This window comes from Desulfitobacterium elongatum, from assembly GCF_055378975.1.
This window is the reverse complement of record NZ_AP038772.1, coordinates 2,955,957-2,970,978: the sequence shown is the minus strand read 5'-3', so window position 1 is coordinate 2,970,978 and position 15,022 is coordinate 2,955,957. Positions and strand designations below refer to the sequence as shown.

14 protein-coding genes and 1 other annotated feature are annotated in these 15,022 nt (G+C 43.9%); of the genes, 12 read left to right on the top strand and 2 right to left on the bottom strand.

Features of this window, described 5'->3' with window-relative positions; all coding sequences use genetic code 11:
• Window positions 1-36: 36 nt before the first annotated feature.
• The 5 genes from ACZ42W_RS13845 to ACZ42W_RS13825 all read left to right on the top strand — a co-directional run bounded on the left by ACZ42W_RS13845 (window position 37) and on the right by ACZ42W_RS13825 (window position 6,007).
• Complete coding sequence (locus ACZ42W_RS13845; protein WP_464171007.1) at window positions 37-2,265, top strand: ATP-dependent DNA helicase; 2,229 nt, start codon at window positions 37-39, stop codon at window positions 2,263-2,265.
• Window positions 2,266-2,505: 240 nt separating this feature from the next.
• Entirely contained in the window at window positions 2,506-3,231 is a 726-nt protein-coding gene (locus tag ACZ42W_RS13840; RefSeq protein WP_464171005.1) for a site-2 protease family protein, read from the top strand.
• Window positions 3,232-3,392: 161 nt separating this feature from the next.
• Window positions 3,393-3,722: a hypothetical protein gene (locus ACZ42W_RS13835; protein ID WP_464165936.1), complete on the top strand. Its 330-nt coding sequence runs from the start codon at window positions 3,393-3,395 to the stop codon at window positions 3,720-3,722.
• Between the two features lie 102 nt (window positions 3,723-3,824).
• Window positions 3,825-4,073 (top strand) — a binding site (T-box leader).
• A 127-nt stretch (window positions 4,074-4,200) separates the two neighbouring features.
• Window positions 4,201-5,211, top strand: a complete 1,011-nt coding sequence (locus ACZ42W_RS13830) for an ABC transporter substrate-binding protein (protein WP_464165935.1) — start codon at window positions 4,201-4,203, stop codon at window positions 5,209-5,211.
• A gap of 166 nt (window positions 5,212-5,377) precedes the next feature.
• Complete coding sequence (locus tag ACZ42W_RS13825) at window positions 5,378-6,007, top strand: ribonuclease H1 domain-containing protein (RefSeq protein ID WP_464165934.1); 630 nt, start codon at window positions 5,378-5,380, stop codon at window positions 6,005-6,007.
• 59 nt (window positions 6,008-6,066) lie between these two features.
• On the opposite strand, the gene ACZ42W_RS13820 is transcribed toward ACZ42W_RS13825, so the two are convergent.
• Complete coding sequence (locus ACZ42W_RS13820) at window positions 6,067-7,050, bottom strand: tyrosine-type recombinase/integrase (protein WP_464165933.1); 984 nt, start codon at window positions 7,048-7,050, stop codon at window positions 6,067-6,069.
• Window positions 7,051-7,602: 552 nt separating this feature from the next.
• On the opposite strand from ACZ42W_RS13820, the gene ACZ42W_RS13815 reads away from it, so the two are divergent.
• From ACZ42W_RS13815 to ACZ42W_RS13785, 7 genes are all read left to right on the top strand, one after another.
• On the top strand, window positions 7,603-8,013 hold the full coding sequence (locus ACZ42W_RS13815) for a hypothetical protein (RefSeq protein WP_464165932.1): 411 nt from the start codon (window positions 7,603-7,605) through the stop codon (window positions 8,011-8,013).
• Between the two features lie 323 nt (window positions 8,014-8,336).
• Window positions 8,337-8,615: a pentapeptide MXKDX repeat protein gene (locus ACZ42W_RS13810; RefSeq protein WP_464165931.1), complete on the top strand. Its 279-nt coding sequence runs from the start codon at window positions 8,337-8,339 to the stop codon at window positions 8,613-8,615.
• A gap of 97 nt (window positions 8,616-8,712) precedes the next feature.
• A complete protein-coding gene (msrB, locus tag ACZ42W_RS13805; RefSeq protein ID WP_464165930.1) occupies window positions 8,713-9,816 on the top strand; it encodes a peptide-methionine (R)-S-oxide reductase MsrB in 1,104 nt (367 codons plus the stop codon).
• A 50-nt stretch (window positions 9,817-9,866) separates the two neighbouring features.
• Complete coding sequence (locus ACZ42W_RS13800; protein WP_464165929.1) at window positions 9,867-10,649, top strand: response regulator transcription factor; 783 nt, start codon at window positions 9,867-9,869, stop codon at window positions 10,647-10,649.
• Window positions 10,646-12,397, top strand: a complete 1,752-nt coding sequence (locus ACZ42W_RS13795; protein WP_464165928.1) for a cache domain-containing sensor histidine kinase — start codon at window positions 10,646-10,648, stop codon at window positions 12,395-12,397. Before ACZ42W_RS13800 ends, ACZ42W_RS13795 begins: the two co-directional genes overlap by 4 nt.
• Window positions 12,398-12,635: 238 nt before the next feature.
• Window positions 12,636-13,229, top strand: a complete 594-nt coding sequence (locus ACZ42W_RS13790; RefSeq protein ID WP_464165927.1) for a DUF2238 domain-containing protein — start codon at window positions 12,636-12,638, stop codon at window positions 13,227-13,229.
• 34 nt (window positions 13,230-13,263) lie between these two features.
• Entirely contained in the window at window positions 13,264-14,016 is a 753-nt protein-coding gene (locus ACZ42W_RS13785) for an acyl-[acyl-carrier-protein] thioesterase (protein ID WP_464165926.1), read from the top strand.
• 48 nt (window positions 14,017-14,064) lie between these two features.
• On the opposite strand, the gene ACZ42W_RS13780 is transcribed toward ACZ42W_RS13785, so the two are convergent.
• Window positions 14,065-14,940 (bottom strand): radical SAM protein, encoded by an 876-nt coding sequence (locus ACZ42W_RS13780; protein ID WP_464165925.1) that lies wholly within the window; start codon window positions 14,938-14,940, stop codon window positions 14,065-14,067.
• Between the last annotated feature and the right edge of the window lie 82 nt (window positions 14,941-15,022).

Genomic DNA, 15,022 nt, shown 5'->3' with positions numbered 1-15,022 from the left:
GGTGATTTACAGACTGGCATCACCGGAGGCTCCAGGATGGTAGAGGGAATTCATGCTCATCAATTCCTTCAGAAAAAACGAGGTTCAGAGTATCAGCCTGAAGTGACCTTACGGATCACCTATCACCAAGATGATTTTATTCTTGAAATCCATGGCCGAGCGGATGGGTTATTTAAAAAAGAATCAGGGATTTGTATCGAAGAAATCAAGTCGACGACGCTCGATTTAGAACTCATTGATGAATCCTTTAGCCTTTTGCACTGGGCGCAAGCTCAGTGCTATGCTTATATATTGGCAGAACAAGAAAAGTTAACTCAAGTGGAAGTCCAGCTCACCTATATTCATTTGGATAGCCATGATACGAAGACGTTTGCGAGAGTTCACTCCTTTGAGGAGTTAGAAGAGTTCTTCTTGAATCTCGTTCAGCACTACTTGGCCTGGGCAAGACGAATGTCCTCCTGGGCTGAATTAAGAAATACGAGTATTGGGGACCTTCAATTTCCCTACCCATCTTATCGGCCTGGTCAACGCGAACTCGTCGTAGCTGCTTACAAGACGATAAAGGAAGGGAAAAGGCTTTATGCCCAAGCACCTACGGGAATTGGGAAAACCTTTGGCACAATATTTCCCGCCTTAAAATCACTCGCCGAAGGATTAGGCACTCCCGTGTTTTATCTCACAGCTAAGACAATGACCCGAACCGTAGCTGAAAAGTCCTTGGCCACGTTACAGAGTCAAGGATTATCCCTCAAGCGATTAACACTTACTGCAAAAGATAAGATTTGTTTTTGTCCGGAAAGTGCCTGCACCCCTGAAGAATGCCGTTATGCCAAAGGATATTATGATCGTGTAGGCCAGGCTATCGAAGAAATGTTTAAAGGTGACGCCTGGGATCGAGAGCATATCGAACAATGTGCTCAGGACCATGCAGTTTGTCCTTTTGAATTCTCCCTGGATCTGGCGAATTGGGCAGATTTCATTATTTGTGATTACAATTATGTCTTCGATCCTCGGGTGTATCTCAAACGCTTTTTCCTGGAGGGTGGGGACTATACCTTTTTAGTCGATGAAGCTCATAACCTCGTGGATCGAGCTCGGGAGATGTTTTCTGCAGAGCTTAAGAAAGAGGAATTTCTCCACCTGAAATATGTGGTGCAAGAGGACGAGACGACCTTGGCTAAACGGCTTCAGACCGTAAACAATCACCTGGTAAAACTGAGGAAGAAAGGGTTAGAGGTTGAGAAAGAAGCTCCAACCTCCTTGTATTCCTCCTTGGAGAAGTTTCTGAAAGAGGCTGAGAAGGTTTTTAAGAAGGAAGAATCTCCTGCTGCCTGGATGGAGAGACTCACAGAGCTGTATTTTAAAACGCTAGGCTTTCTGCGGACCGCAGAGAGCTATGATGAGCATTATGTAACCTATTATCGGAATTCAGAGCAGGAGTTTGTCGTGAAGCTGTTCTGTGTCGACCCGTCAAAACGCCTCGCCGAAGGGCTAGACAGGGGACGGGCTGCAGTCCTTTTTTCCGCTACTCTCAGTCCGATCGAGTATTTTATTCAGATTCTTGGCGGAGAGATGACATCTTATAAATTGAAATTGGGTTCTCCTTTCCCCTCCGAAAATCTATGCCTTATGGTTCATAATCATATTTCCACAAAATATAATCAGAGGGCGTCCACGATGGGCGAGGTGGCAGAAGCCATAGCAGCAGTCGTTCAGGCCAAGACAGGGAATTATCTCGTCTATTTTCCCTCCTATGATTACCTGCATGAAGTCCTTCAAAGATTTCAGGGGCTCTGCTCAGAGCTTCGTGTCCTTTCTCAGACCATCGGAATGACTGAAGAAGCTCGAGAGGAATTTCTCGAAGCCTTTCAGTCGGATCCAGCAGAGACTTTGGTCGGCTTCGCACTGATGGGAGGGATCTTCGGTGAGGGGGTCGATCTGACAGGAGATCGTCTCTCAGGTGCAATTATTGTCGGTGTCGGACTTCCTCAGATTGGGCCGGAACGAGAGATTATCCGTTCTCACTTTGATACAAGTCATCGATTGGGCTTTGAATTTGCATATATGTACCCGGGGATGAATAAGGTACTTCAAGCCGTCGGTCGTGTTATTCGGACTGAAAAGGACCGAGGGGTCGTTCTCCTCATCGATGAGCGCTTTTCACGGACAGCCTATAAGAAGTTATTTCCGAAGGAGTGGAAACCCGTTCAGTATGTCGGAGATACGGAGCAAATTCACCCTATACTCGATGAATTTTGGAGCTGATGGGTTTCTGAAAGTGAAAGAGGAAGACAAACTCTTGATAGCGAATCGTCAGTAGAGAAGATTAGAATTTTGCTGACAGGCTGGAGGGGAAGAAAAATCATGAATTATGATGGGATGAATCCAAACAATGAGAAAGAGGAATCTGAACGTTCCCCGTTAACCTATGAAGATACCCCCATACCGAAGGAGGGCAAGAAAAAAGGCTTATTCGCTATACTTGCTTTCTTACTTGCCGCTCTAATGAAGGGAAAGTTCATACTTATCTTTGTGTTATCCAAACTCAAATTTCTTCTGATCTTCTTAAAGGTTGGGAAGTTTGCCGCTACTGCCCTGTCGATGGTTGTAACGATAGGGATCTACGCTGCAATCTACGGTTATAAGTATGCGATTGGGATCGTAGGGTTACTTTTTGTCCATGAAATGGGACACTATGTTATTGCCAAACGAGTAGGGCTTGCAGTGTCTGGTCCCGTGTTTATTCCTTTTGTCGGAGCTTTAATTGGGATGAAAGAGTCGCCAAAGGATGCGGTCATGGAGGCACAAGTCGGCTATGGGGGGCCTCTCTTTGGAAGTATGGCTGCCGTCGCCTGTCTCATGGTGTATTGGGCAACAGGTTATGAGCTCGCCGCTGTCTTGGCTTACACCGGATTTCTCCTGAACATATTTAACCTACTGCCTGTTCACCCCCTCGACGGTGGTCGTATCGTCTCGGCTGTGTCACCTTATCTCTGGCTCATCGGGATCCCTGTCTTAGTCTACCTAATGATTCTCTCCTTCAACCCCATCATGATGCTTATCGTCCTCCTCGGATTAGCCCAGGTCTATAAGCTTTGGAAGAACAGGGCTGAGCTCAAGGTTTACTATGAAGTTCCCTTTAAGGAAAGAGTCCAATTTGCTATTCTTTATTTTGGCCTCGTCGGCTCATTAGGTATGGGTATATCTTATACACTGGAGATTTTAAGATAGTTCTCGGAGCATCTCGTAGAGAAAACGGGACACCCACATTCTGAGGCGGGAGTCTAGGGGATCAGCTGGTTCTGTAAAAAAAGGTGAGTCTGAGCACGTTGAGTGAAATGAGCACAGAAAGGGTATGCTAATAGAAAAGCAGGTATGAGGAGGGTATCCCCTTGGAAGAAACCCATGAACATCAGATTATGAGCTTTTTCTATGACCAAAGTTCACCCTCAGGTGTAGGCTTCGAAACCATAGACACACTTACGAATTCCGAAGAAACGATTTGCATGGCGATGGCTTTAGCAACTCAGATTAGTGATACCTTGCCTGATGAGGCTAAGGAGATTATGAACAAAGAGAAAATCCCACTCTATCGGATCTTCACGGATAACGAAGGATTTTGGGGCGAGTGGTGTAATAGTGAGAACATGGATGTCGATGAGGAAATGAATAAATTACTGGATAAGATCGCTCAGGAGCTCAAGAAAATAGCAGAGAGCTAAGATGAACCGAGACTGTTCTGTTATAAAACAGACTTTCAATTTGTAGAATTATTATAAATGATATAAAGCTATTGTATTCTCCCCACGTTAATGGTATCTTAATATAAACCAATGAAGGGGAAGTAAAACCGAAGACCAACCTTAGAGAGAGTCGAGATTGGTGGAAGCTCGGCAGGCACGGATCGGATAAGTGGACCCCTGAGGGCATGGCGAAAAGGCCTAAGGCTTGAGTAGCTACTGACGCATAGCCAGCGTTACTGGGCTAAGGGTGTGATGGCACTCTGCAAAGAGGATGCATTTTTAATGCATTAATTAAGGTGGTACCGCAGGTTTATAGCGCCTGTCCTTTACATAAGGGCAGGCGTTTATTTATTTGGGTACGATCCTAAATTTCCCATTTATAACCGCGGGTGAATGGGAAAGTGCAGAGAAGAAACCCTGAACAATTTACAATTATTGTATAAGGGAGGATTCTTCAGTGAAAAAGAACTTAACAAGAATGATGGCGGGTCTAGTAACCTTACTCCTCATGGTTTCCTTGACAGCTTGTGCTTCCCCAAAAACTGAGAAAGCAACAAGTTCTCAGGAGGCAAAGAAAAAGATTGGGATTATACAGGTTGTTGAACACCCTTCGCTCAATGAAATCAGAGAATCTATCGTAAACCAGTTAAAAGAAAAGGGATTTAAAGACGGCGAGAATATCACGATTGACTATCAGAACGCCCAGAATGATCAATCGAACCTTAAGGCTATCGCACAGAAGTTTGTGAATGGCAAGTACGATCTTATCATTGCCATAGCAACTCCTTCTGCTCAAGCTGTTGTGAGTCAAACCAAGGATATTCCTATCCTGTTCTCGTCAGTTCTCGATCCGATCGGGGCCGGAATTATTAGCAACTTTGAAAAGCCTGGCGGTAATGTATCCGGTACGTCAAATGCGGTATCTGCCGAGAAGGTCATGGAAATGGCTAACCTGATTACACCAAATATCAAAACCATCGGGACAATCTACAACCCAAGTGAATCCAATGCGGCATGGGTGATTAATAGTCTCAAGGAATATACTAAGAAAAACAATATAAGCCTCATTGAGGCCCCTGTGACGGGCTCCTCTGAGGTTCAACAAGCAGCCAATTCACTGGTTGGAAAAGTGGATGCTATCTTTATTCCCAATGATAATACTGTCGCTACAGCAATGCTCTCGGTTTCCCAAATCGCCATAAAAGCGAAGTTGCCGGTCTATGTCACCGCGGATTCTTTAGTGAGAGACGGAGGTTTGGCAACGAAAGGAATTAACTATACAATTCTGGGTAAGGAAACGGCAGACATGGCTGTCGAGGTCTTAAACGGTAAGAAAATAGGCGATATCCCAGCCAGGACGATGAGCACGATGCATATTTATTTGAATAAAGATACAGCCAAAGCCATTGGGGTCAATTTTCCGGAAGATATCGTAAAGCAAGCGGTTGAGGTTATTGAAAAGAAATAATTTGCTAAACACTAAAAAAGCAGGAGACGTCCTGCTTTTTCGTTTTGTTTTATGTATTGTATATGGTTAAAAAGGATTAAGAACACTGATTATCGAATTAGAGGAAATTGGACATTTTAGTGATAGTAATGAGTTATTCGAATAATTAAAAGAGGAATAGGTATTTATGGCAACGAAAAAACCAAAGTTCTATGCAGTGAGAGAGGGACGGGAAAAAGGAATTTTCACGTCGTGGGCAGAGTGTAAGAATGCAATTTTCGGATTCTCGGGTGCAGTCTATAAATCCTTTGAAAGTGAAGCCGCGGCGCGAGCGTGGTTTAACGGCGAATCACTCACCCCAACCTTTACTGAAGAACCAAACGCTGCTTCTAGCGTAACTTCATTTCTAGCGGATTATGAGGTGTACACAGACGGAAGTTATGTCGATGGTCGATATTCCTGGGCTTATGCCTTCGTAAAGGAGGATGAGGTCGTTTACGAGGATAGTGATGTAGGGAAAAACCCCGCCGCAGCAGTGATGCGTAATGTAGCCGGTGAGATTGCTGCAGCTCTCTACTCAGTTAAACGTGCAGCTCAATTGGGCGCAAAGATTCGGATTCATCATGATTATGCGGGGATTGCTTTTTGGGTTACAGGTGAATGGAGAGCGAAGAATGAATTTACACAAGCTTATGTCAAACTTATGCATGAGTATAAAGGGATTTATGTATTCGAGAAGGTTAAAGGCCATAGTGGGAACAAATTTAACGATTATGTCGATAAGAAGGCTAAGGCGGCCTTAGGAATAATGGACTAATCGATAACAAGAGTATTGCCATAACAAAAAATCCGCAGGACAGCGGATTTTTTTAAAATTCACCTGAACTTTATAGTGTCGGCCGCTCGTCTCAATTGCTCATCGAGAACCTTAGCGTATATTCGCGTAGTCCTCGGATCTGAATGCCCAAGAGCATCTTGAACAATCGCGAGATTTTCAGTTTCTCGGAGAAGAAGTGTAGCGAAGGTGGAACGCAATTTATGAGCGCTGAAGCCTTCTGTGTTATGTCCAGCACTGCGAAGAACAACCATATATTTCTTAATAAGGTCTTGGACAGCGCGTTTGCTAATGCGCTTTCCCTGGATGGAGAGGAAGAGGGCGTCCGGTTTGTCGAAAGCGTACCGAGAACGCTCGTTTTTTATATAATCTACGATAGCCTCGGCGATCTCTTGATTGAAGTAAATATTGGTCTCCTTGTTCCCTTTGCGGACCACTTCGAAACTTCCCTTATTGAAGTCTATGCTTTGCAGATTTAGACTGCAAAGTTCAGCAAGTCGTAGCCCGGTCCCGATAAATGTTAGAAAGATTGCAAAATCCCTTTTTTCGGTGTAAGTGTGATATTTGAGTTGCCCTTCACTAAGCCCCTTGCCGCTTTCGAGAATATCGGCTAAGTCAGCTATTTGATCGGGTTCAAGTGCTTTAGGTATTTTTTGGGTGATTTGAATCGGATCAAGTTTGATCGTGATATCCTTGGTCATTAGATCTTCTCTGAGTAGGTAGCGAAAGAGGGAGCGAATGACCGCTTGTTTACGTGAGAGTGCTCGAACACCATTTTTTCGGTGTGTTCTGGCCCAACTAAGATAGGCTTCGATATCGGTATGCTGAAGCTGCTCAAGCTGAGTCAGGGACAAATCACCAGGGGAAGAAGGGAAACCTGGCATGTACTCGCAGAGGAAATGGAAAAAAAGAAGAAGTTCAAGTGTATAGGCATTCTGAGTATTGGGAGATTTATTAATGACTCCTAAATGGTTTATATAGGCTTGTGCAAATCGGGGAAGGGAGGAGTAGTTTTTGCTGTTCATAGTGGGCTCCTTTCCAGAGTATATATACCAAGGATCGTTATTTAGTTATTGCTAAAGGTTTCCTTTAGTTTAAAGTGAAAATACCCTCTTGTAAATCGTCTCTTGAGGCTACAGATACCCGCTCCCTCTCGAACTCATCGACTCCTATTATGTATAAAATGATGTTTTATTTGTAATACTAGGGGTAATGAGTAATGAGTGATTGGAGGTATACAAAATGGGAGATAAAAGTCCTAAGAACATTGAAAAGAAGAAAAAGAAGAATGATAAAAAGAAGGGTGATACACCAACTAACATATTCTCTTAATATCGAAAGCAGAAGCGGTCAAGGAGCTATCCTTGGCCGTTTTGTTTGCCGCAAACTACTACTCTCATGCCGCCTGTTGTAAGTACACCAGAAGAAATAAAAGGTTCGCCACAGAAAACAGTGAAAAGATAAGGAATAATTGATATACTTATTGATAACGTTTGAGAATCTGGGTGAAATTTTCCTCATAAATAGAGGACTAAGGATCTCTTCAAATAGCTCTTAGAGTGTCAGGTGGTGGAGATATGAATTTGATAAAGATAAGAAATTTACCCGATAACATGGAGCCAAGTGAAATTCGTGAATACTTCACTAGCGTCTTAAATGAAGCTATACAATTGGGTAATATCGACCCCTTGCAGACGTCAAAGGCCTTAGTCGAACTCGCGGATCGACAATGGCATACCTATGAACTCATCGATAAGGATACGAAAGAAAGAATTGAATCTTGGATAGAGCTTGTTTGGGATGTCGAATTCAAGACTTTAGTCGATAATATCTTAACGATCATTACTTACTTAGGATTAGAAAACAGCTTTAGACTTGTGGAGAACTCCTTAACCCCGGAGTTGAATAAAGAAATAAGCGACTTAATCCAAGAGGCAATAAAAGAAATTGGCGATCATGTGAGTAATCCTTACTTTGGACTAAAATAGAAAAATCTTTATGCCCCTCCTAGGGTAGACCAAGCATCTACTTTAGGAGGGTATTTTTGTTGAAATCTATCCTGATCACGAGGAAAAAGGAGAGCAAGCATTTTCAAGCGCCTAATTTAAGCATGCTATGTTAGTAAGATTTACTCGTGAAAAGATTCCTGAAGACCTGAAGAAATTCAAGTTTTTCCTGATGCCATTCCATTCCTCCATTTCGGTAAGAATCCTATAATTAGTATAAACCAGCCAAATCAGCAATTGCGTTGGAGATGCCCAATGGCCGATGGACAGGAGGCAAAAATGTAAAAAGAAAGAGGTGCTTTGTTTTGAAAACTTTTCTATGGTCTACCTTAATAGCGATTTTGTTACTAGGATTAAGCGGGTGTAACGGAAACATATCTCAACAGCCCGATTCAATGAAGAAAGATACAGTGAAGGAAGACACGATGAAAGAAGACACAATGAAGGAAGACACGATGAAAGAAGACACAATGAAGGAAGACACGATGAAAGAAGACACAATGAAGGAAGACACGATGAAAGAAGACACAATGAAGGCAGATACGATGAAGGAAGACACAATGAAAAAAGATACCATGAAATAGACCGATATGATGCAGTGTGCTATAAAAATGAACCCTTCGCGAAGTCACTTGACGTACATTATGAATACAGATACCATGGATAGAAAGGATGGTCACCGTGAAACATAAGGCTTACCGGTGCTTAATCGCCGCAGTCTTGATTCTATGCGCGATAGTAATTGCTGGTTGCGGTAGTGAAACGGTGCTTAGCCCATCAGCAAAAAGATTTCCAGCCAACCCTAATCTGGGCATCCATTATGAGAACCGAGAACTTTGGGAAATATGGCTGGCGGGTGGCTGTTTCTGGGATGTAGAGGCCTACCTGTCTCGTATCTACGGTGTCGCTGATGTGACTGTCGGCTACGCTAACGGTACCACGAAAAATCCGTCCTATTCCGATGTCAGTAATGGAAATACAGGGCATTCCGAAACAGCCTACGTTCGCTATGATCCTAACAGGGTGGACTTGAAGACCCTGCTCGAATACTACTTTAGGATCATTGACCCAACCTCGATGAACCGACAGGGAAATGATGCGGGTCCTCAGTACCGCACCGGAATATATTATCAAGACGAGAACGACTTGCCGATTATTAAAGGCGTGATGGCCGATATACAGTCGAAATATGAAAAGCCTATTGTGACTGAAGTGTTGGCTCTGTTAAATTATTATGAAGCTGAGGAATATCATCAGGACTATCTCGAAAAAAACCCAAACGGCTATTCGCATATCGATTTTTCACCGCTAGAAGAACAGCACCTTATAGATGTAGACCCTACTCTCTATTCCAAACCAGAGGACGCTGCACTTCGGGCTATGTTGACCGGAATTCAGTACGCAGTCACCCAGAAGGACGCCACGGAGCCCTCGTTCAATAACGAATATTGGGATAACCACGAGCCAGGATTATATGTGGATGTGGTTACCGATGAGCCGTTGTTTAGTTCCGCTGACAAGTTTGATTCCGGAACAGGCTGGCCCAGTTTTACAAAACCCCTGGTTCCAGATGTAGTAACCACCCGGCAGGATCAGGCTTTTGGCATGCAGCGTAACGAGGTTCGCAGCCGGGTAGGAAATTCTCATCTGGGTCATGTCTTTAATGACGGACCTCCTGCCCAGGGCGGGCTTCGCTTCTGCATCAACAGTGCGGCAATCCGCTTTATACCGTTAGCAGACATGGAAAAGGAAGGCTATGGTAAATTCACTGGGTTAGTGCAATAATACTGGATTAAACAGTAAGGCTGTGCCCGGGCAGGGAAGGATGTGCGACAATGTATAAGCTGCTCATTGTGGATGATGAACCCATTATCCGAAAAGGAATAAAACAGCTTATTGATTTCAAAGGGCTTTTCATTGATGAGGTCTATGAGGCTGAAGACGGCATCCAGGCTCTAGACCTCGTCCGTGAGAAACGACCGAATATCGTACTTGCCGACATCAACATGCCCAATATGGATGGACTGACCTTGGCACGTGCCGTCAAAGCACAAGACCGAAATATTCGGGTGGGGATAATTACCGGCTACGATTATTTTGACTATGCAGTGGCAGCTATCAAAGTGGGGGTGGATGATTTCTTACTAAAGCCTGTCTCCAGAAACGATATTCAGGAATTGCTGCGCAAATTGGTGAATGAGATTCAAGAGAATGAGGCCCATTTACGGGCGCTTGAATCCCTGGAAAGTCTCCAGCTACTGGCCAACGGAGGGAATGCTCGAAATCTGGAATACCGTGAGACCATCCTGCAGGCTATGGACACTTACCTAGCTGATCCGACATTTTCTTTGAAGAGACTGGCCGAAGCTGTCAATTTAAGTACCGGATATCTAAGTACCGTATTCAAACAGATCTTGGGTATTCCCTTTCAGGAATACCTAACGATCATGCGGCTGGAGCGTTCTAAAATTTTGCTGCTGGTCACTTCTTGCAAAGTATATGAAGTTGCGGAGAAGGTCGGATTTGAGGATCCAAATTACTTTAGCAGCAGCTTTAAAAAACGTTTTGGAGTATCCCCTAACAGCTTTAGGGATGTCATGAGAGGAGATCCTTCATGAGACCATGGCGATTATGGGGGATTCGTACCCAGATCCTTGCCTTCTATCTTATCGCTTCCTTCCTGATTGTTGGAGCCATGGGGGTTGCTCTATTTTTCAGTACGACCGGTATCATCCAGCAGGAGGCAGCAAAGACCACTGCCATGGCGATAGATAAGAGCGGTCGTCAGTTGGAAATGTACATTGAGCAATTGAAGGGACTATCTGAGCTGCTTGTCGAGAACCCCCAGGTGCACCGGTATTTTGGTGGTACTTCTACGGGAAAAGACGTGTCGGATACCGAACGAGCGGATATCGTAGCGCTTGTCGAGTCTATCTTAAAGTCCAATCCAGAGATTTCTTCCATCATTTTGATCGGTGCGGACGGGCAACTTATCACTAACGAAGTCAATCTTGACATGCAATTTACTGGAAACATTCGTGATCAAGCATGGTACCGAGCCTCCTTGGACAGTACTATGCCCGTTCTTACCTCTGCCCGGATGCAGGAGTTTTCCATGGACAAGGATAAATGGGTGATTTCCTTGGGGCGGGAATTGAAGGATGAAAAGGGTCAGCATCTTGGTGTCCTGCGGATCGATTTGAAATATAATGCCATCGAATCCATCCTACAAGATCTAAATCTTGGACAGAAGGGGTATCCTTTCATCCTCAATAAGAATCAACAAGTGGTCTATCACCCCAACAAGGAGTTTTTCAGTCAGGAAGAAAAACGGCAAGAACTGATCCGTGTGTTGGAAATGCAGGGCGATGAGCTTTCCCGCGAGCAAAAGCTTACCCACCGCTATGACTTGGTAAACACAGACTGGCTGTTAGTCGGTGTCGCCTCTTTGGATGGGGTGAAGCGCATGCAAAAGGATATTGTCATGGTGCTGTTGATATTGGGTTCGGTCATGCTTCTTGTGGCTCTCTGTAGCAGCAGTATATTTGCCAATAGCGTGTCTCGGCCTATCCGCAAGCTTGAAAAAGCGATGGATAAAGTGGAACAAGGACTATTAGATACTGAAGTGTCCGCCAAAGGTAGTGCCGAAATTGCCAGCTTATCCAGTCATTTTCGCTCAATGATGAATCGCATCCAAGACTTGATGGATGAAATCCGTGGAAAGGAACAGTCCCTTCGTGCCAGTGAATTAAAGACTCTCTACAGCCAGATCAATCCTCATTTCTTGTACAATACTTTAGATACTATAGTCTGGCTAGCCGAATTCGGTAATATGGAACGGGTAGTATCCGTGACCAAAGCAATGGCCCGGTTTTTCCGTCTCTCATTACGTGGAGGAAGTGAACTGACGACGGTTAGGGATGAACTGGATCATGTTCGGCAGTATTTGTTCATTCAAAAGGAACGTTATCAGGACAAGCTTTCTTATGAGATCTTCGCCGACGAAAGCCTGCTCGATATTAGCATCCCCAAAATTCTACTGCAGCCGTTGGTGGAAAATGCTATTTATCATGGCATCCGAAAGCTGCCTGGAACAGGGCTAATCCAGATCACCGCCGCAAAGAGTGAAGATAGCTTACTATTAAGCGTTAAGGATAATGGGGTTGGATTTGAGGTGGTGGAGGTAGCGGCGCAGAATGCCCATACCCGATTGGGAGGGGTAGGACTGAAAAATGTAGAGGAACGAATTCGACTGTATTATGGCGAAGAATATGGACTGATGATTCAAAGCCCCCCTGGAGAAGGGGTTACGGTGACACTCCGGTTGGGGAGACAGAGGGACATTTCAATTGCCACGAAGGGTTAATCTGACATAGAAAAATTAAAGGTCCTCCTAGGGTAGATTAAGCATCTACTTTAGGAGGGTATTTTTTACCTGAAAAATGAAAACGGAGCTCTGGAGGCAATTCAGAATAGAAGAATGAGTCGTCCAGAGTTGAAAAGACGATGTAATAGCTCGACTTTGTAGCAGTAATTTTGCAGAAACTGCTAATAATAGATTAATGAGCTGAAATTAAATAGAACCAGTAGAGGAGTTTACTTTAGTGAATAATCATAGTAAGCAAGCTGCTCACGTAGCAGCCGTGTTTGAAATAGTACTATTAATAACAGCGATGGTTAGTACTGCATCCAGGCAATGGAAGGATTTAGCCTTGTCGCTACTTGCTATGGTATGTCTTATACTCCCCTTCGTAATTGCACGTATTGCAAAGTGTAAGAACATTGTGCTACCTTCTGGTTTTCAACTTATAACCGTGCTTTTTATTTTTATGGCACAATACCTGGGAGAAATCAAGAAACTCTATCAAATATTTTGGTGGTGGGATTTACTTCTTCACGCTATTTTTGGAAGTTTCGTAGTTGTAGTCACCTTATATTCGATAAATGGGACGATTAAAAAGGAACAAGAAATAACTGAACAGCGATTTACCCTATTCAAAGTCATATTTGCCTTCAGTATTTCTATTACCTTAGGCACTTTATGGGAAATGTTTGAATTTGTCGGGGATTATCTGATCAAAGCAGGAATGGTAAAGGGTGGGCTTGAAGATACGGCAACAGATATCCTTGTAAAGATTTTAGCCGCTTTTATCACTGCTCTGATATGTTATTATCGCAGTTTAGGAAAGAAGCTATGAAAATATTGGTCACGAATACGAAAGGAGTGATCAAATGCCAGGGTTTCAAAAAGGATATGAAATCTATTATTTTCAAATAGACCAAAACAGGGCGGTTAATCCAGTTTCCATACTCCATTTTCTGGAGGATATCGCAACTTCCCATTCGGAGGCAGTCGGCCTTGGTATCGATCATTTATTAGCAGAGAGAACTGGTTGGGTGCTCAATCGTTGGTTGCTAAGAATGGATAGTTACCCCAAGTTGGGTGAGAAGATCAAGATAGAAACTTGGCCATCGAAGTTCGAGAGGTTTTACGCAAATCGAGAATTTAGTATTATAGATTCTGAAGGAAACCGCTTAGGTCATGCCAGCTCTTTATGGATTTATCTGAACGTGGATAAAAAACGAACCACACGTATTCCCGCACACTTTGAGCAGGCGTATGGGTTGGATGAAGGGAAGGGAGTAATGGAGGACCCCTTCAAGGATCTTCCAGAAATGACTGATGCTCAATTCGAAATGAATTTCCACGTGAGGCGAAGTGATATAGACACAAATGGGCATGTCAACAACACGCGATATGTGGATTGGATGATTGAAGGAATTCCTGAAGATATGGCCCAGGATTATCAACTCTCTGAACTTGAGGTTGTCTATAAGAAAGAAACGATGTATGGAACAGATATCTTCACTGAAAGCGAGAAATTGGACGTAGAGCATCCAGAATATTTACATAGAATCCAAGATGAAACTAAAGAACACGAGCTGGCTTTGGGACGAACCGCCTGGAGGCGAAGAAAGATCTAGATGAAGAGCGATCAGATGAAGAAACGAGCGACTCCAAGTAAAGCTCTTTCAGAGCCCTCGCCACGTCTCAGGTCTCAAATGCTCCTCTCGATTTTCCTCGATAACGCGAGCTAAAGTTGCAAGTAAAGCTTCCTTCTCTGAAGGCAAATTCGCTTTGAGAGAGAGATAGTTTGAAGCATGATTACTTCGGAATACACAATTCTGAACGTCTATGTGCTGAATCATGAGTTGAAGTTCTTGAAGAACTTCCCAAGGGGAGAGCAGTCTGAAATCTCCCGTCTTAACGTGTCTTGAGAGAGGTGCTTCAGGTTCCAGCATGAGGGTCAATGCCCCTAAATACTGGGGATTGATGGCACTGATCACCTTTGCTGTATCAAGAGCATGCTCTTGTGAAAGCTCCATACCACCGAGACCAAGGATTACCGTACAGGATAACTTTAGACCACTTGCCACAATCCGTTGCCCAGCAGTAATCATTTCCTCGGGGGTTACTCCTTTCCTAATCTGGTTGAGGATGATGGAGCTTCCACTTTCTACTCCTAAATAGACGATCCCCAGCCCCTTCTGATTGAGTAGCTTGAGCTCTTTAAGGGATTTATCGAGGATGTCTTTGGGTCCGCCATAGATCCCTACACGCTTCAGATGTGGAAATTGCCGATAAAGTTCTTTAAGAATATCGAGCAAGAGCTCAGTATCTAAAGTCAGAGCATCTCCATCAGCAAGGAAAATTCGTTCCGCAAAGGGGTACTGGCGTGCTCCGGCCTCAATCAAACCCATTATCTCTTCCCGACTTTTAATACGAAAGCTTTTTCCTTTGTACATACTGCAAAATGTACATTGATTGTGTCTGCAGCCTACTGTCACTTGAAGGATCAGGCTTGAGCCCTCACTGGGTGGGCGATAAATAATCCCTTCATAAAACATGATTTTCCTCCCAAACTATAGAATAATCTCCACGATCAGTTAACCCTATGTTATCTATGGATTAGCGGTGGGGCTTACAGTT